Source organism: Paenibacillus sp. FSL R5-0407 (assembly GCF_038009185.1).
Taxonomy (GTDB): Bacteria; Bacillota; Bacilli; order Paenibacillales; family Paenibacillaceae; genus Fontibacillus; species Fontibacillus vini.
The window spans coordinates 665,404-688,164 of sequence record NZ_JBBPAX010000002.1 but is presented as its reverse complement, the minus strand read 5'-3'; the positions used below and the strand labels follow the sequence as shown (position 1 = coordinate 688,164).

Genomic DNA, 22,761 nt, shown 5'->3' with positions numbered 1-22,761 from the left:
TATGAAAATAATGATACAACGACAAAGTGTACTTACATTATGTGACCAATTACTTATTGAATCAAAACTAATTTGTGATAGCGTTGAAAAGCATTATATTATTCAAAAGGTAGCAAATCACATATGGGATCGTGTGACTGAGATAAAAGAAATTTGCTCAGTAGATAAATACGATATATTTTTCAATGGTAAGGTGGAAATTGGAAAATCAACTGCGATTTGCACTCTTTTTAATCTAGTTGACAAAGATGGATTTATGGAAAACAAGAAACCTTCAGACGCACTGCTCCTGAAGACAGCTCCTGGACGTACTACGGTTTGTGAAACTGTAATAACTCAGGTTGAAGGAACAATTAGTAAGGTTACAGTAGAACCAGTTAGTGCAGATGAATTTAGTGTAATGGTAAGAGAATATGTCAAAGCTATTTCTCCTAAGCGTAATGCAGAAACTGATTCAGCACCTTCTGTAGAAGTAAGTAGAGCTATAAAAAATATGATACAGATACCTTCTGAATTTACAAGCAACGAAGATAAATTTGAATATATTCTTGAGAAATTTGCCTCAAATTCTAAAACAATCGATCAGAATGATTTACTCAATTTGCTTACTTCAGGAATACTGAAGTATATAAATTATGAAAGCCGAACACAAACGGAATATTTCAACGAGGAGAATGATTTCAGTCAATGGATGAAAAAAATTTTTGACGATATAAATGATGGCAGATTAGAAAATTGCCCGTTACCCAATAAAATTTATATTGATCTTTGTAGAAAAGATGTTGAAATGAACCTTCCAAGCTTTGTTAATCGAGTAATTGATACAAGGGGTATTGATGTGGGGGAACGAAAAGATATTCAGGATGCAATGAAGAAAAAGGACAGCATTTCTTTAATGCATGATAGAATCGGTGGATTTGGGGGAGAAGTAACCCTTTTAAACATACTTGAACAAGTTCTTATCAAAGAAAATAATGATCTAAAAAATAGAGTGTACCTTGTTGGTCTTGAAAGAGATTGCCAGTTAACTGAAGAATCAGAGGCTGAAGGAGAAAAGTCTAGGGGTGAAAAAATAAAGAGACAACAAGCGATTGATACGATAAACAGAGTAGGAATTAATTTCAATACAAATAACATTGTATTTTACAATTCATTTCATGGTATTGAGACATCCTCTTCTTCAAAAAAAATAATCAAAATTGATTCTACACAGTATATTCAGGAAAAAAAGAAGTTTTTTGGGTTGATCGAAAATGGTTTGAAAAACATGTATTCAGAATACTTGAAAGAATTAATGGATCTTTTAGAGAAAATACATTTACTTGAGAAAGATAGCATTACTGATGAGATACTAGTAAAGCTCAATCAATGCAAAGATGTAGTTAGTGAGAAGAGAGGGGCAACCAAAAGTCGGATTTATGATTTGCTGGCGGATTTAGAGAAGGAAATTCTTGGTACAAATCCATCTATAGTGAGAGCCTCTGTAAATAGGTTAGGGAATTATTATAACTTTAATCTATATGAGACTATTCAAAAACTTGGAGGAGAAGAGTTTAAAAGCAAGTGTTTTGAGATGAAGACAGAAATGGTTGGGTATATAAAAGGAATATTCGGAACGACTGATGGTATTGAAGATGTTATATTGCAAAGCATACTTTCATTAATCGACTCAGAATACTATAACTACTATGAAAAAAGTCGTTCATTGTACTATGAGAATTCTAAAGCAGAGCTGTGTAACGAACAAACTTGGAAAAAACCTTTGCAATACTGGGGGGATGGGGAGAAAAACTATAGATTTCGAGTAGCAATGGATTTACTTCGAGAAACAAAAGATAAAAGAGTTCATGAATCATTGTCAAATGTAATGATATTCGACTCGTTTTATGATGGGTTGATCAAATTTATGGATTTTAAACAACCAGTGTTAGATGAAAGGTAATACGTTTTTGTTATCAATCAAAAAAGATTTGAGGTGCGGTAATGGGAATAGAAAACTTTGAAGCAATAATGAAAAGTCGCCCCCACGTAGTCCTTCTTGGAGCGGGAGCAAGTGTAGCCGCTATTCCTAACGGTGATAAAAATCATAAAAAAACATCAGTTATGGCTGGATTTATAGAAAAATTAGGTATGGCTGATGCTATTCAAAAAGTAAATTTGAGGACGAATAGCGATAACTTGGAGGATATTTACTCTGAATTGAATAGTCGCCCTGAGTGTCAACAGATTACTGCTGAATTGGAAAAACGTATATATGATTATTTTTACAATTTTGAAATCCCAGAAGAACCAACAGTTTATGATTTTTTGATTCTTGGTCTTACTAAGAAAGATTTGATTGCGACTTTTAATTGGGATCCTTTACTGCTTCAAGCATATAGCAGAGTTTCTAAGATGACCGACAACTTGCCTGAATTATCTTTTTTGCATGGTAATGTTTATGTTGGATTATGTGAGGAACATAAAAGAGGCGGATTAGTACAGGGTTTCTGTTCGATTTGTGGCAAACCATTTGAGCCAACAAAACTATTATACCCTGTTAAAGAAAAGGACTACACAAATGACTCATTTATTAGAGATAGTTGGAATGTTACGAAGCATTATCTAAGTAGGGCATATATGTTCACTATATTTGGATACAGTGCACCAAAAACTGATATTTCTGCAATAGAACTACTGAAGGAAGCGTGGGGTACAGCGGAAAAGAGAAATCTTGAAGAAATAGAAATCATCGATATAAGGTCTGAAGAAGATCTTCGACAAACTTGGGATGAATTTATTCATTCACATCATTACACCACTCATTCGAATTTTTTTAGCTCATCCTTGGGGAAATTTCCTCGTCGTACTTGTGAAGCAACTTTCGATAGACTAATGAATGTACAGTGGCTCGACGGATCCAAAGGATATAAATCTGAAATGAGCTTCATAGAAATCGAGGCTTATATAAGTGCGTTGTTGGAGGACGAACGGAAAAATAGCAAATTGCTAAGTAACCCTTATTTGGCGAAATTCAATCGTGGAAAAGTATAATATGAATTATTCCATTGGTTTTGTTGGGATCTTTACTGGGACAATTTACGCTGATCGTTGAAATAGCTTTTATACTCAACTTGCCACAAAGGGACTGAGTAGAATTTCAAGCGAATATAATATCAAGGTATACTGGATCGAGTATCGAATGGAGGTATAAATGAAGAATTGGTTTCTTCGAATGTTGAAAAGTGTTGCAACAGGTGTTGTAGCAAAAATAATAGTCACATTTATTATTGCGTTACCTCCTATAGCTGGTGCAATTTCGATAATACAAAAAGGCAAGTGGGAGATCCCTGTTTGGATGTGGATTGTATCAGGTACGTTGTTAGCCTTGATAGGAATTATGGTGCTTATTGTAAAAAGGATTCAAAATCTTGGTCAAGAAAATAAGAGGTATCCTCTGATTGGATTTGTAAGGCCTTACGGTGGTTGGGAAGACTATGGGCATTATGAGTATAAAGGAGTTAAATGGAGAATAAGGAAAGGCTCCGAAGGACCATTTAGAAGAGGACTCGAAGAAGAATCAATCGAGAGTATTTTGAAAAAAATTGATGTTCAAACTCCACCACTTTGTCCAGTTTGTGAAACAGAGCTAGAAGAAGAGAAAGACTTTTGGGGAACGTCTTTGTGGGGCAAATATGTATGGGAATGTATTAATTGTGGTTTTAAAGTTCGAAGTAAGGAGCGGTTCAATGAATCCGTTGATAAAGTAAAAATAATAGTAAGAGGAAAAATTAGAAGAGCGTGATGTATAGCTCTTTTCTTTTCACCTATGCCCCCAAAAACTTACCTCTGTGCTACTTATCCACCACTGCGGATCATATAGTAGGGAATAAAAAGTGATCTGGAAGATTATAGTAATCGGTATGCTAAAGGGGCTAGTGGAAAGATAGGGAAAAGACTTAGTTGAATATTTTTGAATCAATTGGTATAGTGAATTTGAAATAAATATTGAATCGGAAGCGGAAGCACCGCAGACAAACCCTTTTTGGGGAGAGTCTGCGGTTTTTTTGTATTCCAAAACAATTTGGAGGATGAAGAAGATGAAATGTTGCACGTTCTGCTCTGAAGTAGGCGAGATGCTATTTAATCACCCTGTACATGAGATTGGATCTCTTTGTGCTGGTTGTTACTTAAAATTACATGGATCATGCGGATGTTGTGGTGAGAGCTTATTGCCCACTGAGATAAAAGAAAATGTAAACTATCGATTCAGGGCAAAATTTATTGGCATGGGAGAAAAGAATTGCGTTGTCTGTTTCGATTGCTTTGATGTGATTCAAAATGGATTTCTACGGCAGATTGTATAGAACAGCAGTTTTTCAGTTCAATAATTTTTCAATATTTTTTTATAAATGCGTGTGAAAAATAGTCTCTATTATATGCCTATACAAATGAAAAAAACGGTAATATAATTCGATAATAACTAACAGGAAATATACATAATTGGGGGAAGAGATATGGGGGAATTGGTTTACTTTCAGAAGAGGGATGTTGGAGCACTTGAAAAATATATTGATTTAATAATTGATGCGTCTGAATTGGTTAAGGATGTTGATTTTGAGATAGTTTCGATGATTGTAATGGACAATGAGTTTGATACTTATTCATTGGGTGGTTTCCTTGGAACCAGTAGCAATGACTTATTTCAAGGGAATAGTGGTGCTTTAGAACAAGCAAGGAGTCTACTGAAAGAGAAAGGGAAGTTAGACGATATTGAAGCTGTATTCACTACTCAATTTCAGAGCAATAGCAATCTTGCATTTTACAGGATAAAAGACAGAGTTGATATTGATCTCGCAACAGAAGTTGGCTTAGGGGTTGTTTCGTATAAAGGTGAATTAATGATTTATTCTCCGCAAGTGGATGAGGATCCTACGGATACGGTGTATGAAATGGTTAGGTTGAAGGTGTATTTTCAACTTATTCATCCTGAAAGTATTGACGAAAATCTAAAAGAATCTTTTAAGAAGAGTGCTGATTTGATTCAGTCTTTGATGCTCATCGATAGTTGGAAGCACATAGGGATATTAGAGGAGATATTCGGATATTGATTTTACATCGAGAGGAGATATAAAGATGTACTTTACAGAAGAAGAGCGGAAAGCAATTATCCGATCATTATCGAAGAGCCAAAGAAATGCTTTACACGTTTTCTCAAGATTATCAAAACAATCATATTTCGCCAATGTATTAGCTTCTTATAAAGGAACTGAACGTTTTTTCTTTGATGGCTATGTCGATCACGGGGGAGTTAAAAAGGGGGTTACTTGCCTCTGTGGAAAGTCGTTACGATACGAATTTATACTTAGAGATATAAAGAGCGGGCAAAAAATAAGTTTAGGGAGAACACACTTTCAAAAAGAGTTGGATATTCCTGATCATATTGCAAGACAGGTACATAAGGGGATTCATCAGATTAACATTGAATTGGATGAGATTTTAGATAAAATTTGGCGGAATGATACCAAGTTGCCACAGTCTATAATCAAGCATATTAATGAGATCGAGTTTTCTGAAGAAATTGAGTGTTTGTTAAATGCCAATCTCCCGCTGTTAAGAAGGCATATCGATTATTTGTTTGATGTGACAAAAGAATTAAGACAGGTAAACAACGTAAGTAAAGTTGAAATGGATGAAGCATATATAGAATTTCGGGATATTCATGAAGGAAAAATTAATTATAAAGATTACATTGAAAGAAAATTCGAGAAGTCAATAGAGGAGTATATGTTACAACAAGATTATCCCGAATCTGTTGGTCGAATAATCAAACATTTGATTAGACATGATGGGCTTAAAGACTTAAAGCTATACGGTGAGACACATGCATTAGAAAAACATTTTGAACTCTATCTATCTGAACATCCTAAATATATGGAACGGGAGAATGGCTACTTCAAGAATTATATTCACATTGATAATGAGAGTTTACGATCAAAATATCAGATGTAGAAGATGCTTCAAATGCAAACTCCGATCAGGAGGAGGCAATAAAAAACTGATGATAGCTATTTAGGGGGGGAATCTTGATTACAAGAATAATGAAATTAACATTTGCAATGATCATGTCTATTGTTTTACTTGTCGGTTGTACTCAAACAAATTCGATCGTACAGCAAATCCATGGCAATGACAATGCAGATGTGAAACAGGTCGCCGAAACAAAGTCAACTACTCAGCAATCGGTATCAGAAACAACAACATCATCTATTAATTTGATTAAATCGAGTGAAGAATCAACTCAATCAAAACAAGCGACGAGTCCCGAAGAGTTGAAAGGGAACATGGCTGTTCATTTTATTGATGTAGGTCAAGGCGCATCTCAGCTCATTGTTGGACCATCAGGTAAGACAATGTTGATCGATGCAGGCAATAACGATAAAGAGGAATTGATTGTAGCCTATTTGAAGAAACAGAAGGTTAACAAAATTGATATTTTGATCGGAACTCATCCCGATGCCGACCATATTGGCGGATTGGATGCGGTCATTGATAATTTCGATATTGGCAAGATCTATATGCCGAAGGTACAGTCTAATACAAAGACCTTTGAAGATGTCCTATTAGCAATTCAAAGGAAGGGATTGAAGATTACCACAGCAAAAGCAGGTTTAACACTTGAGTGGGAGTCGAATGTGACAGTAAAGATGATTGCTCCTGTCAATCAGTACGATGAAACGAATGAAATGAGTGCGGTTATTCATCTTAGTTACGGCTCTACCTCCTTTTTGCTCACAGGTGACGCTGAGGCTGGATCCGAAAAAGATATGATTAGCTCCAATGCAAATTTACGGGCTGATGTCTTGATGGTCGGGCATCATGGTTCAAAATCATCTACAACCCAAGCCTTCTTAAATGCTGTTCAACCAACATATGCTGTCATCCAGGTCGGCATAGACAACAAATACGGTCATCCAACCTCTGAGGTGTTTCAGCGGCTAAACGCTAAGAAAATCAAGATATATCGGAATGACGAACAAGGAAATATCATTTTCACAACGAATGGCAAGGAAATAACAGTAAAGACATCGGGTGGAGGGAGTCCATCGAAATCGACTGCAAAGCCATCCGAGCAAGCGGCGGCAAAGCCGACTGAAGTTCCGAAAAAGCAGGAAGATAATGTGGTGTACAAGAACTGTACAGCAGTCAGAGAGGCTGGGAAGGCTCCGTTACACAAAGGCGATCCTGGCTATTCCACAAAGCTAGATAGGGATGGCGATGGCATAGCATGTGAATGATAGAATGGGAGGGATAGATATGAAGGGGATAGTTGATCGATTTGAAGGCGAATTCGTTGTCATTGAGATAAACGGAGTAACGAAGGACTTTGCAAGATCGGAAGTGGACAGTGCCGTTGAGCCTGGAGATTCAGTGATCCTGATTGATGGCAAATGGGTGACTGATGATGATGAAACGAAAAGTAGAGTTGGGGTAATAAAAGAGCTGATGAAGGATGTTTGGGAGGATTAGTGATGGGTTGTGCTAATGCTGGGAAGTGACGGATTCCTTTTCTTGAACAGTCAGACAGCAAAAAAATCTTGCGTATACTATGGTTATCAAGTATATTAAAATCAAATAAATATTGATCGGATTTGCGGAAGTACCGCAGACAAAAACCTTTAAACGGGTTAAGTCTGCGGTCTTTTTGCGTTTCCGAAACAAAATGGAGGATGAAGAATATGAAATGTTGCACGTTTTGTTCTAATGAATCAGAGATGCTATTCAATCACATGATCAATGATATAGGAGCGCTTTGTTTGGATTGCTACATGAAGCTTCGAGGGGGATGTTCGGTATGTAATGAGAGTCTGTTGCCAGAGACAGTTGAAGAAGGGGCTAGTTATAGAGTAGAGGCGAAGTTCATTGGGATGGTCGAGAAGAATATCATTGTGTGTGATTACTGTTATACAGAAATTCTACGGAGGTTCCCAGAAATGATGGCGTGAAATGGAAGAGGAGTAGGAAGAGTTGGGCATAGGGTTTAATATTACACAATGAAACAACTTTATTTCACGTACTAAGGACGGGAAATGTGCTATACTAAAAAAATAAAATCAACTTAATCGAAATTGAGGGGATTCGAATGTGTATATTTCGAAACGAACCCAACAAAATATTTTTGAAATTACCTGTCGGTCATTAGATCGGCAGGTTTTTTATTATTGCATATAGTCATAAATTTGATGCTGTTGTCTAAAGTCAGCGCTCCTGACAAAGAGAAGCTGAAAGGCTTGGGATCTCTTTTTTACAAATAGTGAGGTTGATAGAATGAATGAAGCAGTGGACAACTTTGATTGGAGAGAATTTGAAGAACAAAAACAAAGAATACTTTCTATATTGAAACAGGAGTATTCAGTCTTTTGGGGGGGTTATTGGTGAGGTCTGCTACTGTTTTGGAGCTATTTCCAGAATCATATAGCAGTTCAAATGATAACTGGACCTATTTCTAGCTTGGTGCAGGATGCGTAATTGTTATCTACATATTTTCGGATAAACGTCGAAAGTAAGATCAGGGTAATACGAGGAGGGGTTAAAATACGGTCATATTCAAAAGAGCAATTGGCTAAGAATCAGGAGAAAAGAGGAGGAATGTGACAATGGAATCTATTTGTACTTGTGGCAAAACCAAAGAGTTTAGAGTCGGCTCGAATGAATTTTTCGTAGGTACTCGGAAAATCGTCATTCATAACATTCCACATTACTTCTGTTCGCAATGCAACAAGGAGTCATATGATTCAAAGTTACCCGTTGATGCTGCACTAAAATATGCTTACAAGAACAATGTAGCTGAGTTCAATTGGGAAGAATATAAGGCGTATGCATCTGCATATGAAAAAGCTTTCGAGATCGGTATATTAATGGTTGTCAGAAGGATGGCCGATAGCGGGATGCAAATGGAAGAGGTCGCTAAGTATACCGACTATTCCCCTGGTGAGTTGGAGCGATTGCTTGAAGACGAAGCTGATTTGATAAAAGAAAGAATGCAATATCACATCCACGCATCTGCATTTGAAAGAGAATGGCATCGACAAATGAAGGAAGCAAGTGATCAGACGATTGAAGGAAGATTGAGCAAGATTAAAGCACGGATCCAGGTGTTTCAATCACAGTATGGCGATACATATGAAAACTGTTTTGGTCATCTTGCTGACGACTTTGAAATAGACGCCCACCCCGAAGCTGTAGACATCTTTGATTGGCGGGATCTCGAAAAAGAGAAGGATCGCATCGAACTTGCACTTGAAGATGATTTTCAAGATGGCGTTTTCGCTATACCTTCATCCTCAAAAGTAAAGGTTCGTGCATTGTTTAATTATTGCAAACAGGTTGGCAAGGAACCGTCTGAACTTAGTGCAGATGAGCTTGAGCAGTTTATGGAAGAATGAGGAGGGGGTTAGATTGCCGCTGAGACGAAATCGTGAAGTTAAAAATCCGAATAGAAAAGACATGAAGGTGCTTGATATGAGCTTCTCTGTCTCGAAGGAAAATCAGAGATTGCTAAAGTATATTGAAGAACTCAAAAGGAAATCGAAGTAATAGTACGAATATGGAGTTGAATTAGAGGGGAGGGAACGATTTTTGGTTAAGGTAAAGAAAGAATTACCCCAAAAGAGTTGTAAATTTGAGACTAAGATCCCGCAAATGGGAACTAGAGAATTAAAATTGTCGCAGGATGCACTACAATATTTGAAAGTAAACTCGCCTGTTTCTAAAATTCCTGTAGATGCAAATGAGATGGGAGGACATCATATATGTTTGATTCATATTTGATTTGGTGGAGAGAGAGCTTTTTTGCGGGGGAATCGATTGATGAAATCATTGCTGGCATAGAAGACAACTATAGAAAGAATCGGTTCATTGCGATGTGGTTCATGAAAAGCAAGGAAGAGTTTTGGACTTATTATGCGATGAGAAAAGAACTCAAACTTGAACGTGTTTTTAATACGATTATTGCGACGATATTCTATGAAACGGAGAAAAAAGAATGGAAGCAAAGATTAATCGATTTGCTCGAAATTACTCACGATCTGCAAGAATCTGAGGAGGTTCCGCTTTATGAAATTAAGGTGTTGCAGAAAGACATGAACTCCTATGAGGTTTACCGCCGCAAGAAGCTCGGCATACCGCTTTATCCTTGATTTTAAGCCTATACTAGACATGTTGTGGAGGTTCTAAAATGAAAGTAACCTCAGTCTATCCGACACGAACATTCAAACTCATAATGGAATTTGATCCTGTCGTGCTGTATGAGAATAGCAGAGATATGATGCAATATGATATTTGCGTTTGTGAATTGCTGTGAAGCAACGTTCTAGGCCTTAAAACTGGCAAAGGGTACTGAGGTCGGAATCGAAGAGGAGGCTATCATTGGACGATCAAATTTATAATACAGAGAGAATCAAAGAAATAGTGAATATGATATGCTTTTTCGAAGATAGATATGGAGGAACGTTTGAGGAAGTTGTAAAAACGATGGGGGATCCATATCAAAGTAATGATTGGAAGTGGTGCAGGGAAGGTAAGGAATGGAGGGGGCATCTCAAAGAAATTGGTGATCTGTAGGAGATTGCAGTGCTTGTTATCTGCCAAGTTGTGAACCTACCTCATAATAGTTATGAAAGACTTGCTAAAGAATTATGCACAAATTATGAGGTTTATAAGATGTGTAGTGATAGAGATTGGAGTTTTCGCTGTGAAGAAATGAAGATGATCATATTTCTGATGAATGTTGTATGAAATATTTACGTAAATTGCTAGAGATCAAGACAATCTGACTCTGGGGTAACTAGCTCTGTAATAGATAATAATTGATTTTGCCAAAAGGGATACTTGCTCAGAGGAGAGATCGCTTGAGAGAAAGTGTTCATATTTACTCTCATAGAGTTACAACCTAAACACGATTGGAATTATATGCGAATCCGTTTATTAAGAGCTATCTGCAACTGTTATGATGGCTATCCAAAAATCTAATTGTTGTACTAATGAAGTAATCATGAACGTTAGATTTGCTTATAATACAGCGTTAATAGAAAAAAAGGATTCTTAATTGAGAATTGAAAAAGGAGTCGATCAAAATGAATGACGACAATCAGAAGCAGGTGCATTTGGATGAGGATGAATCGGAAAAAGGGAAGGGGATAGAAATCTCGGACAGCTTCGGACTATTACTTAAACATTTTAGGTTACTGCGGAACTATTCACTCAAGGAGCTGGAGGATATTAGCGGGGTCAGTTCCTCATACATTTTCAGACTTGAATCGGGAGAAAGAAAGTCGCCGTCCATCTCGAAAATATTTCAGATCTGCGAAGCACTGGATATTCCATATCACGAGGCCCTAAAAACAGCTTTCAAAGATGTAGAGAAAGAAAGGACTATGGAAAATACGTTGCAAGAAATGATGATCTCAAACGATTTCATGCTTGATGGAGAACTAGTGAGTAGGGAAATAAAGGAAATTTTTGTGAAGATCAATGATCATGTAATTACTTGCCCATGGAAAGAACAAACAAAAGTACGAGATTTGTACGTTTTATCTGAGCTGATTGATGAATTAAAAATTGCAATGTAGTAAAGCGGGGGATAAAAAGGTTCGAGGGGATGGGGCAACCCATCTCTATTTTTAATATTGAAAATTGGATCAATGAATACTTTGGCGTATCTGAATCAGAATCCCGTTGCAATCAGTAGGTTTATAAAATTTAGATAAAATGGATTTTTTATATTCAAAAAAAGTATCATAGATACACTTTACAAAGAATTGACGACATGATAGCATAGGTAACAGATGGGAAATGCGAATAAGGATTTATCAATGAATCCATATAAAGTGTATTGCTAATACACAAAAAAAGTAATTAAAAACGAAAGGCGAGGATGATAATGAGAAAAACGTTAATGAATGAGGCTGACAAAGATGCGTGGGTTATTGGGGATAGTTGGAGAGGCATTATGCAAACAACTGAGATAAGGCACTATCTACAGCCAATGTTGACCTACAAGCTTCTTTGTGAAAACACAAATCACAGCTTTATTATTCCCGAAAGTCATTCCTGGGAAGCAATCACTTCTAATGGTATTGATTTTGGTAAAAAGCTTCATATGGCTTTCCAGCAGTTCGAGAACTGTAATCCATCATTAAAGGATGTCTTTACAATCTTTAACTTCGACAGCATTAAGGATGATCTGAGCTTATTCAAGGTTGCAGATAAGGTGCTAAATCGTCAATCATTCAATCGAGAGTTGTATGATGACCCTAATCCGTTGACTGGAACAGTAACAAGGTACTTAGAAGATTTGCTAGAGGCTTTCGTTTCTAGGGAAGGTGCTTACGGAGGAGAAGCAAGTAGTCCGAGGAGTATCACGACGCTTCTTCCACGCCTACTTGATAAGTCGAGTGGTACGATATGCGATCACGCTTCAGGTTTAAATGGTTTTCTTATTGAAGCAAATAAATATGCACAATTGAACAAAGGTGAAGTTAAACTGTACGGTCAGGAAATCAATGCACAGACTCGTGCACTAGGAATTATGACCCTAATTATTCATGGTATGTACCCTGATACCGCAGATGTGAAACTCGGTAATACCATCACGAACCCTCAACTAAAGGATGATGATGGTCAATTAATGAAGTTTGATGGGATACTGTCATCCCCGCCATTCGCATTGAGTAACTGGGGATATGAAGAAGCAGAAAAAGATGTATATGGACGTTTTCGTTATGGCCTACCGAGTCGGTCTTATGGGGACATGGCATTTGTTCTACATAGCATCGCATCTCTCAAAGAGGATGGTAAGGCAGTGGTTATAGTTCCGCATGGCGTTCTATTCAGAGGGGCATCTGAAGCGAAGATTCGTACCAGCTTGATTCAAGAAAATCTGATTGAAGCAGTCATTGGTTTGCCAGCGAATCTTTTTATCGGCACAGGTATTCCTGTAGCTGTGCTGGTGATAAATAAGAACAAACCTGATGCAATGAAGGATCGAATACAGTTTATTAATGCCGAGGACAGTTATGGAAAAGCGATTCGGAATCAGAATGTTCTGCGGGAGTCTGACATCGTAGATATTGTTCATGCTTATCAGAACTATAAGCAGATTGAGGGTTATAGTCGAATTGTTCCGATTAACGAGCTTGCTGACAACGATTGGAGTTTGCATCCAATGAGGTATTTTGAAAAAGCAGAGGTTTCTTCAAGGATAGGGAATGCAAATATTAACCGAAAGAAATACGAGCAGTCGGAGCTTCCTAAGGTCTTGCTTGGCGAGATTGCTGATGTTGAACGAGGAATCAATCCGACCAAAGATGAAAGCGAGGAGTCAGAGGCAACGCACTATCTGGTTAATCTGGCTAACGTTAAGGAGGATCGAATCATTGCTGAGGGATTGAAGGGAGTCACTTTAAGTTCAAGGCGAGCAAGAAATTATGAACTTGAACCAGGTGATGTCTTGCTATCCAGTCGAGGAACGATGCTTAAAATGACTGTTGTGACACCAGAAGACATCCAAGAGAAACCACTTGTATTTTCGAGTAACTTTCTTCGGATTCGGGTGTCAGATCGAGCAAAGTATGAACCTCATTTCATTAAAGCATTCCTGGAAAGTCCAATCGGACAGTATTATTTACAAGCGTATCAGCGAGGTACGACAGTCACGGTACTCAGCCATAAGGATGTTGCTTCGATTAAGATGCCGAAACTTACATTTGATCAGCAACGAGAAGTTGGCCAGATGTTGCTTCAAGCTGATGAATTGTACCAAAAGGCGATGGATGAAGCCAAGGTTAAGCATGAGCGAAGTTACACGGATAGCTATCAAATGATGGGTATCTCAGATGCTTATGTGAAAAATGATTAATCCCGAAAATTGTTAGGAGGGGGAGGCATACTCCCTTCCCTTCCTTTCATGTATAATTGAAGAGCTGGTTTATGGAAAAAACGGAAAAGTTCATAGGGGGAACAAGGATGAGTGAGCAAGTGACTTCACAGCAAATAAATGCAGTTTTATGGCAAGCGGCGGATACATTTCGGGGGAAAATTGACTCCAGTACATATAAGGATTATATCCTTACTATGTTGTTTATCAAGTATCTGAGCGATGCGTACAAAGAACATGTCGAGGAATATACAAAACGTTATGATGGCGATCAACATCGAATTCAACGTGCTTTATCCAGAGAACGTTTCGTATTAGATGAACTATCCACTTTCGATTATTTATATAGTAAACGAACGGATACGGAGATTGGTGAAATCATCAACAAGGCTTTGGAACGTTTGGAGAACGAGAACACAGGGAAACTGCGTGGTGTATTCCGTAATATCGACTTTAACAGTGAAGCCACTCTTGGAAAAGCAAAAGAACGAAATGCGATGCTTCGTGCATTGCTGGAAGACTTCAATAAGCTTACCTTGAAGCCTTCCATTGTCGGTAGTGAAGATGTCATTGGTGATGCGTATCAGTTTATGATCGAACGGTTTGCTTCTGATGCTGGCAAAAAAGGTGGGGAATTTTTTACGCCTTCGATGGTGTCGGAACTGCTGGCTCGATTGGTTAAGCCAAAAGAAAATGATCGCATTTATGACCCAACATGCGGATCAGGCTCCTTGCTGATAAAGGTGGCAAATCAAGTTCCATCCAAGAAGGTCGCTATCTATGGGCAAGAACGGAACGGACAAACTCACTCTCTTGCACTGATGAACATGTATTTGCATGGTATTGATGATGCAAAAATCGAATGGGGAGATACATTATCAAACCCACTTCACTTAGAAGACGGTAAGTTGATGAAGTATCAGGTAATCGTTGCCAACCCGCCTTTTTCGCTCGATAAGTGGGCAATAGGTTTTGCAGGTGAGGGAAACACTGATGAAAAATTTAAAATGGCGGCGAGTTTGGATCAGCATAAACGATTTGAATGGGGGGTTCCACCTGGGAAATATGGTGACTATGCTTTTGTTCAGCATATGCTTTATTCATTAGCTGAGAATGGCAGAATGGCAACTATTCTTCCTCATGGGGTATTGTTCAGAGGGGCGAGTGAGCGAGCAATTCGAAAACAAATAATAGATATGAATCTATTAGAGGCGGTAATTGGTCTACCAGAGAATTTATTCTTTGGTACAAGTATTCCTGCATGTATTATGATTTTCAAAAAAAATCGTAAGCGTAAAGATGTACTGTTCATTGATGCTTCTTCAGAAGACAATTATGATAAAGCAATTAACCAATATATAATCAGGGAAGAGGATATTCAAAAAATTATTAGCACATATGAAGGATTCCAAGTAATTGATAAATACTCATACGTTGCTTCGAGTGATGAAATAGTCGAGAACGATTATAACTTAAATATTCCTCGATATGTTGATACGTATGAAGAAGAAAAAGAAATTGATATAAGACAAACAAGGTTGAATATAGATCAAATAAAAAAAGAACTTGCTCATGCTGAAGCTCAGATGGAAAAGTATCTAAAAGATCTTGGGTTGTAAGTGTAATATAACTTCTATCCAATATGATTGTTAAAGGTGGTAGCACAATGAGTATGGAAGTTAAAGAGAGACAATCTGCAAGAAAAAAACATGTTCCTGAAGGCTGGAGTGTTTATAAGATTAACGAGTTGTTAGTGAGATTGAAAAATCCCGTGAATGTAAAAGATGATGAAACTTATAGAGAAATCGGAATACGTTCACATGGGAAAGGAATCTTTTATAAAGAGAGCATTACTGGAAAGGATTTAGGTGGTAAATCAGTTTTTTGGATCGAGCCTGACTGCTTTATAGTCAATATTGTCTTTGCATGGGAAATGGCAGTAGCAAAAACGACAAATAGAGAATTAGGTTTTATTGCGTCTCATAGATTCCCAATGTACAGACCAGTTGAAAGTAAACTAAGCATTGACTTTATTACGCACTTCTTTAAATCCAGCAAGGGCAAACACTTGTTGAAGTTAGCATCCCCTGGTGGAGCAGGTCGAAATAAAACTTTAGGGCAAAAGGAGTTTGCAGAAACAGAAGTCACAATTCCCATTAGTGTTAATGAACAAAAGGGTATTGCGAATGTATTGTCTACCTGGGACGAAGCAATCGAACTAAAAGAAAAACTAATTGAACTGAAAAAAGAGCAAAGAAAAGGATTAATGCAGAAGTTATTGACGGGACAAATCAGGTGGAATGATAGGGAGAGGTGTACTACAGAGGAGGTACAAGATCGTATTGCAATGATTAGTCGTGGCGAAGTGCCAGAAGGCTATATGGACACAAAAGCAGGAATACTCCCCGAAGAATGGACGGTAAAAAAGTTAAAAGAGATTTCGAAAAGGATTCAGCGAAAAAATGAAGGAAAAGAAGATAAGCCTGTTTTAACGATTTCTTCGTTAAGTGGTTTTCTTAATCAAAGTGATAGATTTAGTAAAGTTATTGCGGGTGAAAATCTATCGAAATATACATTGATTAAGAAAAACGAATTTGCCTATAACAAAGGTAATTCTAAAACGTACCCTTGTGGATGTATTTTTAGACTCGAAGACTATGAAGAGGCTCTTGTACCAAATATTTATTATAGTTTTCAGATCGTTGAGGGTGAAACTGAGTTCTATAAGCATTACTTTGCATCAGGAAAAATGAATAGACATTTAGGCAAAGTGATAAATACTGGTGTTAGGAATGATGGATTGTTGAATGTCGATGCAAGTGACTTTTTCAACATTCCAGTAGTTTGTCCACCCAAGCATGAGCAACTTAAAATTGCTGAGGTACTAACGAATGCGGGCAATGAAATAGATTGTCTTGAGAAAGAAGTTGTATCTATAAAGGAACAAAAGAGAGGTCTTATGCAACTCTTACTTACAGGGAAATTAAGGGTAAAGGTCTAGCCTTTCCCCTTTCCTTTTATACTTATCATGGAGGTGTAAACGTGGAACGACCAAATAGTTATGACGAGCAATACATCAGCCAACAGCCTGCACTTGAGTTGTTACATCGCTTAGATTATAAGCCTCTAACTCCAGAGCAAGCCGAGTCTATGCGTGGCGGTTTCTATAACGTTTTGTTGAAAACGGTATTGGAAGACCAGCTAAAAGAGTTCAACTCTTATGAGTACAAAGGTGTGACATATAAGTTCAGTCAGAACAATATTCAGCAAGCTATGAGGGATCTTGACGAGCCATTAACAGATGGACTGGTCAAAACCAATGAAAAGATCTTCGAGACATTGATGCTGGGACGGAGCTATACGGAATTTTTGCCCGATGGCTCAAAGAAATCATTTACAATCCAATATATTGATTGGGAGAACTTCGAGAATAATGTTTTCCATGTAGTTGAAGAGTTCGCAGTAGAGCGTATGGACGGGCGTGGGACGGTACGTCCTGATATTGTGTTGTTTGTAAATGGGATTCCATTTGCAGTTATTGAATGCAAGAAGGCATCGATTTCCATGGAGCAAGGTATTAGCCAGATGATTCGTAATCAGGGGAAAGACTACGCTCCTCAGCTCTTTAAGTACGTGCAGATCGTCATGTCAACGAACAAAAATGAAACCAAGTATGCAACATGCAACACGCCAAAAAAGTTCTGGTCAGTGTGGAAAGAAGAAAAGGAAGAATGGTTGCAGGCGTTATTGGATGAAACAGTTGATGGTCGTTTGCCGACGATGCAGGATAAAAATATCATTTCGCTTTTTCATCCAGAACGATTAATAGAGCTAACTGATTTCTTTACCCTGTTTGATAAAGATGTTAAGAAGGTTACTCGTTACCAGCAGTATTTTGCAATCAAGGAGATCATCAAGACTATTCAAGAACGTGATGAAAACGGAAATCGTCAGTCTGGGGTTATTTGGCATACGCAAGGCTCAGGCAAAAGTTTAACGATGGTGATGCTGGCGAAATATATCCTTTCTGAAATGAATGAGTATAATCCGAAAGTAGTTGTTGTTACGGATCGGGTGGAGCTGGATAAACAAATATTTAAGACATTTAAGCACACCAGGTTGAAGGCGAGCAGGGCAACATCAGGCTCACATTTGGTAGAACTTATCAATGACAATAATGCGGATATTGTAACGACATTGGTACACAAGTTTGATACCGCTTCGGCAAAGCAAAAGCCTGTTGAATCTAGGGATATTTTTATCTTGGTTGATGAATCCCATCGTACACAGTATGGTGAGTTTCACATCAAAATGAAAAAAGTGTTCCCGAACGCATGTTATCTGGGTTTCACGGGTACGCCGCTGATGAAGAAAGAAAAGAACACCATGATTAAGTTCGGCAAGTTGATACATACATACACGATTGCAGACGGCGTAAGAGATAAGGCGATTGTTCCTCTTTTATATGAAGGAAAGATGGTTGATCAGACCGTCAATCAGAAGGCAATTGATACCCGCTTAGAGATGATCACACGCAACTTAAATGACAAGCAAAAAGATGAGGTCATGAAAAAGTGGAGTCAGTTCGAACGAATTGCATCGTCTAATCAACGGATCAGCATGATTGCCTTTGATATTAACCAACACTTTTTGGACAACTATAAAACGCAGGGTAGCCAATTCAAAGCCATGCTTGCGACGAATAGCAAGATCGAAGCGATCCGCTATTTGGAGGCATTCGAGGAGTTTGGCGATCTTACCTGTGCGGTTGTTATTTCACCTCCTGATCAACGAGAAGGGCATGAGGTTGTTGATGAGGTATCAAGAGATAAGGTACTCAATTTTTGGAATCGAATGATGAATAAGTACGGTGACGATGAATCATACGAAGATGCTATAAAAGAGGATTTCATCGAAGGCGATGAGATTGAGCTGTTAATTGTCGTTGATAAGCTTCTTACAGGTTTTGATGCACCAAGAGCAACTGTTTTATATATCGATAAACCAATGAAGGAACATACGTTACTGCAAGCAATCGCTAGAGTCAATCGTTTGTATGAAGGCAAGGATTATGGATTTATTATTGATTATCGAGGTCTGCTGAACCGACTCGATCAAGCGTTAGAATTATATTCAGGTTCAGGGCTGGAGAACTTCGATCCAAAGGATTTGCAGGGGGCTATTTACGATGTGATCAGTATCATTGGATCACTGCGGCAATATTACTCCGACTTACTTCAAATTTTCGCTCCAATCAAGAACAAACAGGATACGGAAGAATATGAAGTGTGGTTGGAAGATGAAGAGCGTAGGCAAGAGTTCTATGGAGTCCTCTCGAAGTTTGGTCAAAACCTTGGTATTGCGTTGGAGTCCGAGAAAGTCTATAACGCACTGCCAGCAGAAGAGCTAAAGAAATATAAGAGAGACTTGAAGTTTTATCAAGAGCTTAGAAAGGCAGTCAAGCTACGGTATTCGGATTCCATTGATCATAAAGAATACGAAGCAAAAATGCAAAATCTAATGGATCATTACATTTCGGCAGAAGAAGTCATTCGTATCACGAATCCTGTGGATATTCTCAATGAAAAAGCATTTGAAGAGGAATTGGAACGGTTAGAATCAAAACGTGCCAAAGCAGATGCAATTCGGACACGTCTTACGAAGAGTATTAATACAAGGTGGGATGAGAACCCTGCCTACTACAAAAAGTTTTCGGAACGGATCAAGGAAGCTATTGATGCTTATAAGCAACAGCGCATTTCGGAAGCTGAGTATTTACAGCGAATGAATGATCTGAAGAAGGAGTATCAGCAAGGTGAACCTGTTGAAGCGTACCCTGACAGCATCAAGAAAAATTCTAATGCACAGGCCTTCTATGGAGTAGCTAAAGATATTATGCAAGAACAGAAGATGAGTGATGAGTTGTTAGCTGAATTAGCCTTGCAAATGGAAGACATCATTCGCTCCTATACCAAGGTAGATTGGTATGACAACATGGAAGTTCACAATCGAATTGCCCAGAAGTTAGATGATCTCATTTTTGATTTTACAAAAGAACATAAAGTTAGCCTGGGATTCGAGCAAGTAGATAAGATTATCGAACAAATAAAAACAGTAGCATTACGTCGTTATTAAGGTTGTGACAGCATGGATAAGCATCAGATTGAGTATGCCAATCGAATAATCGAATTTTTCATTGAACGTAAAGATGTAAAGAATGTGAACCTAAACATTAAACCTGACATGACGATTATGGTATCTGCTTCGGAGAAAGTACCGCTCAGTTTTATTTACGATTTCGTCAAGAGTAAAGGCGGCTGGATCGTCAAAAATGTGAAGACCTTCGAACAGGTCCAGCCATATAAACAAAGTGAACGGGAATATGTCAGCGGCGAATCGTACAAATACTTAGGCAAGCAATACCGATTACGAGTCGAGGTAACATCCGAAGAAGAACGAGTTAAGTATTATAGGGGTTTCATTATCTTGATGGTTAAAGATCCGAGTAATCGTGCTCGAAAGGTTAAGTTGATGGATGATTGGTATCATGAGAAGGCAACAAGGATATTTGAAGAATCATTAGAAAAACAGTACCTATTGGTGCAAAAGTATGGAATACAAAGACCAAAGATTGAACAACGTGTAATGAAGGCTCGATGGGGTTCGGCTCTTATCGATTCGAATACGATTCTGCTTAACTCTGAGTTGATCAAAGCACCGAAACATTGTATTGATTATGTTGTTTTACATGAGTTAATTCATTTTCAATATAATGATCATAAGGATAGCTTCTATAATATGCTTTTTTCGTTGATGCCTGATTGGGGAAAACGGAAGGCGATGCTGGATGAAGAAATAGTTAGAGAACTGTAAAGGAAAACTTTGAAAGGGGAGGTAAATGGGGATGGGAGTTTTAAGTAAGGCGGATTTTTATTATGGAGCATTATTATCGGGGCTGATAAATAGTGGATTTGCTCCAGCTATCATTGAGCAAGCGGAAAACCGTAGGCTATATAATATTACTGCGAACACTGGCGACTTTATGATTTATTCAAAGTATGCTTCCGAACCATTAGCCAGGCAGAAGAAGGATGTCCAGTTATGGCAGTTTGTTTTTGTGCAGGATGAAATCGAGATGATTCGGAATTTTACTGAGAATAACAAGAAATATTACTTCGCTTTAATCTGCGGGAAGAAAGAGTTTAAGGGAAGTGAGGTCGCTTTGCTTTCACTTTCCGATGTAAGAGATTGTCTTGATTACGATTATACAAGAGATACCTATCGGATAACGATTCGAGCAGAAAAAGGCAAACATGGTTTAGGTGCATATGGAACTGGCCGTGCTGATAAGCTGGATGGCAACGATAATACAATTCGTGTGCCAAGGGATATTCTTACAGTCTTTCATAAGGAACAAGTTTCGTAGAACCCTGTATGAAAGAATTCAAAAAGCCACTGACAACTACAGTGGCTTCTATTTACATTTGCATCTTACGAGGCTCAATGTCAGAACAACTGATTGATCAGATTAACATCCTCATTTGAAAGCGTACTTTTCTTCTCTTCCCTCAGCCCCCAATGCCTACTGATCTGCTCCCCAAGTATCCCCACCACTACCCGTCTTATCTCATCCTCTGAAAATTGCCCCTTCTTGTTCATATCAGCCTCTATCAGCCGACATACATAATCACTACGGTTCGGTTGAAGCAGAAGGTGTTTGTAGATGTGTATATATTGCCTCCTGAAACTTATTGAGAATTTGTGCTCAGCCATTTCGCTTCGCCTACCTTCAAGTAGCTTCTGACGTTGCCGAACTGCGGATCATCACATATAGTTGCGGATGGAAATTGCCGAAGAATATGCTCTCTCAGGAGTAAACTGCCACCACCACAGAATACTAATTCACTATTCGTATTCGTGACCCCACGACTCAATGCAAAGTTGGTAATTTCCTGTATATGGTCAGAGAACATGTGATTAATGAGTTCATAACTATCTTCCTGCTTTGTACCATTTAAAATCAGGAATTTATCTCGCATGATTTGTTCGGCATCATTTTCTGTTATGGCAATCCCATACTTACTTGAGAAATGATCAGCTATCTTACCTCTTAGTATATTCATCCCATAATTAGCACTAACCATTTGATCAAATGAAGGAATGAGTTGATTTACTTGCATGACACTTGCATTTAAGCCACCAATATCGAGGATTGTTGCACGTTTGGATCGATATTCGGCTGTGTTTTCATAAATGGGGCCGAGAGATTCTGGAAGTAGCACAATTTGCTTTATACGGAATGCATAGGCTTTTCCATTGACCGTTAAGCAAATCGGCTCACCACTATTTTGAATTGTCTCTGCATAGGCATTCTTCTGTTCCTCTGATTTATATAAATTAATCGGAATGTTACAGGCTAAATGCACAGCGGCGAAGCCAATAGATTGCTTTGACTTGCTCAAACATTGGCAAATGGCAACATATATGCTAAGGATGTGCTCAATCGAATTTTTGCTGAGCTGGTATGATGACTTTTCCTCGGAAACCGCATCGCCTAACAGATAAGTTTTACCATCATACTCTACTCGGAACGTATTTCCGCTTGCCAATACTTCCTTTCCTAAACTAACGTCAGTTTCCCACGCTTTAGTTCGAAACTTTACTCGGTGGAGCGTGTCCCCCTCTGCCATTAACGCCTTTGTTGAATATTTCCCCGAATCCACTCCTACTATAAATTTTTGATTCATTTGAAATCTACCTCCTTGTTATTTTTGATTCTCTATCATATTCAAAAAAATGAGATTTAATCGGAAATAGTCGTACTAATTTGGTCGAATAGTGTTTGA

At 38.1% G+C, this 22,761-nt stretch carries 20 protein-coding genes; 18 read left to right on the top strand and 2 right to left on the bottom strand.

Annotation, left to right across the window (positions count from 1 at the left end; all coding sequences use genetic code 11):
* The first annotated feature begins 10 nt into the window (after window positions 1–10).
* The 18 genes from NYE70_RS22180 to NYE70_RS22095 all read left to right on the top strand — a co-directional run bounded on the left by NYE70_RS22180 (window position 11) and on the right by NYE70_RS22095 (window position 21,341).
* The gene (locus NYE70_RS22180; protein WP_341048253.1) at window positions 11–1,942 is read left to right on the top strand and encodes a hypothetical protein; all 1,932 of its coding nucleotides are present in this window, start codon (window positions 11–13) and stop codon (window positions 1,940–1,942) included.
* Between the two features lie 41 nt (window positions 1,943–1,983).
* Window positions 1,984–3,033: a hypothetical protein gene (locus NYE70_RS22175; RefSeq protein ID WP_341048251.1), complete on the top strand. Its 1,050-nt coding sequence runs from the start codon at window positions 1,984–1,986 to the stop codon at window positions 3,031–3,033.
* Window positions 3,034–3,214: 181 nt separating this feature from the next.
* Window positions 3,215–3,784 carry a hypothetical protein gene (locus NYE70_RS22170; RefSeq protein ID WP_341048250.1) on the top strand — a complete coding sequence of 190 codons (570 nt, stop codon included), beginning with the start codon at window positions 3,215–3,217 and terminating at the stop codon, window positions 3,782–3,784.
* A 712-nt stretch (window positions 3,785–4,496) separates the two neighbouring features.
* Entirely contained in the window at window positions 4,497–5,090 is a 594-nt protein-coding gene (locus tag NYE70_RS22165) for a hypothetical protein (protein WP_094248244.1), read from the top strand.
* 25 nt (window positions 5,091–5,115) lie between these two features.
* Window positions 5,116–5,991 (top strand): hypothetical protein, encoded by an 876-nt coding sequence (locus tag NYE70_RS22160; RefSeq protein ID WP_094248243.1) that lies wholly within the window; start codon window positions 5,116–5,118, stop codon window positions 5,989–5,991.
* Window positions 5,992–6,080: 89 nt separating this feature from the next.
* Window positions 6,081–7,277 carry an MBL fold metallo-hydrolase gene (locus NYE70_RS22155; RefSeq protein ID WP_341048249.1) on the top strand — a complete coding sequence of 399 codons (1,197 nt, stop codon included), beginning with the start codon at window positions 6,081–6,083 and terminating at the stop codon, window positions 7,275–7,277.
* 4 nt (window positions 7,278–7,281) lie between these two features.
* The gene (locus tag NYE70_RS22150) at window positions 7,282–7,509 is read left to right on the top strand and encodes a DUF3006 domain-containing protein (protein WP_341048248.1); all 228 of its coding nucleotides are present in this window, start codon (window positions 7,282–7,284) and stop codon (window positions 7,507–7,509) included.
* Between the two features lie 1,127 nt (window positions 7,510–8,636).
* Complete coding sequence (locus tag NYE70_RS22145; protein WP_341048246.1) at window positions 8,637–9,425, top strand: YgiT-type zinc finger protein; 789 nt, start codon at window positions 8,637–8,639, stop codon at window positions 9,423–9,425.
* A gap of 193 nt (window positions 9,426–9,618) precedes the next feature.
* Window positions 9,619–9,810, top strand: coding sequence for a hypothetical protein (locus NYE70_RS22140; protein WP_157741958.1), 192 nt, complete (start codon window positions 9,619–9,621; stop codon window positions 9,808–9,810).
* Window positions 9,792–10,178, top strand: a complete 387-nt coding sequence (locus NYE70_RS22135) for a hypothetical protein (protein ID WP_094248238.1) — start codon at window positions 9,792–9,794, stop codon at window positions 10,176–10,178. Before NYE70_RS22140 ends, NYE70_RS22135 begins: the two co-directional genes overlap by 19 nt.
* 229 nt (window positions 10,179–10,407) lie before the next feature.
* Window positions 10,408–10,602, top strand: a complete 195-nt coding sequence (locus tag NYE70_RS22130; protein ID WP_094248237.1) for a hypothetical protein — start codon at window positions 10,408–10,410, stop codon at window positions 10,600–10,602.
* Window positions 10,603–11,114: 512 nt separating this feature from the next.
* Window positions 11,115–11,609, top strand: a complete 495-nt coding sequence (locus tag NYE70_RS22125; protein ID WP_341048243.1) for a helix-turn-helix domain-containing protein — start codon at window positions 11,115–11,117, stop codon at window positions 11,607–11,609.
* 311 nt (window positions 11,610–11,920) lie between these two features.
* A complete protein-coding gene (locus NYE70_RS22120; protein ID WP_157741957.1) occupies window positions 11,921–13,897 on the top strand; it encodes an N-6 DNA methylase in 1,977 nt (658 codons plus the stop codon).
* A gap of 107 nt (window positions 13,898–14,004) precedes the next feature.
* On the top strand, window positions 14,005–15,534 hold the full coding sequence (locus tag NYE70_RS22115) for a type I restriction-modification system subunit M (RefSeq protein WP_094248420.1): 1,530 nt from the start codon (window positions 14,005–14,007) through the stop codon (window positions 15,532–15,534).
* 47 nt (window positions 15,535–15,581) lie between these two features.
* Window positions 15,582–16,916 carry a restriction endonuclease subunit S gene (locus tag NYE70_RS22110; protein WP_341048241.1) on the top strand — a complete coding sequence of 445 codons (1,335 nt, stop codon included), beginning with the start codon at window positions 15,582–15,584 and terminating at the stop codon, window positions 16,914–16,916.
* Between the two features lie 41 nt (window positions 16,917–16,957).
* Window positions 16,958–20,050 carry a type I restriction endonuclease subunit R gene (locus NYE70_RS22105; RefSeq protein WP_094248233.1) on the top strand — a complete coding sequence of 1,031 codons (3,093 nt, stop codon included), beginning with the start codon at window positions 16,958–16,960 and terminating at the stop codon, window positions 20,048–20,050.
* A 12-nt stretch (window positions 20,051–20,062) separates the two neighbouring features.
* Window positions 20,063–20,788 carry a M48 family metallopeptidase gene (locus NYE70_RS22100; protein ID WP_094248232.1) on the top strand — a complete coding sequence of 242 codons (726 nt, stop codon included), beginning with the start codon at window positions 20,063–20,065 and terminating at the stop codon, window positions 20,786–20,788.
* Window positions 20,789–20,819: 31 nt separating this feature from the next.
* Window positions 20,820–21,341, top strand: a complete 522-nt coding sequence (locus NYE70_RS22095) for a hypothetical protein (protein WP_094248419.1) — start codon at window positions 20,820–20,822, stop codon at window positions 21,339–21,341.
* 80 nt (window positions 21,342–21,421) lie between these two features.
* Here the strand turns inward: NYE70_RS22095 and NYE70_RS22090 are convergent, their stop codons facing one another.
* The gene (locus NYE70_RS22090; protein ID WP_341048238.1) at window positions 21,422–21,574 is read right to left on the bottom strand and encodes a hypothetical protein; all 153 of its coding nucleotides are present in this window, start codon (window positions 21,572–21,574) and stop codon (window positions 21,422–21,424) included.
* Window positions 21,575–21,663: 89 nt separating this feature from the next.
* Complete coding sequence (locus NYE70_RS22085; RefSeq protein WP_094248230.1) at window positions 21,664–22,662, bottom strand: ParM/StbA family protein; 999 nt, start codon at window positions 22,660–22,662, stop codon at window positions 21,664–21,666.
* Window positions 22,663–22,761 lie beyond the last annotated feature (99 nt).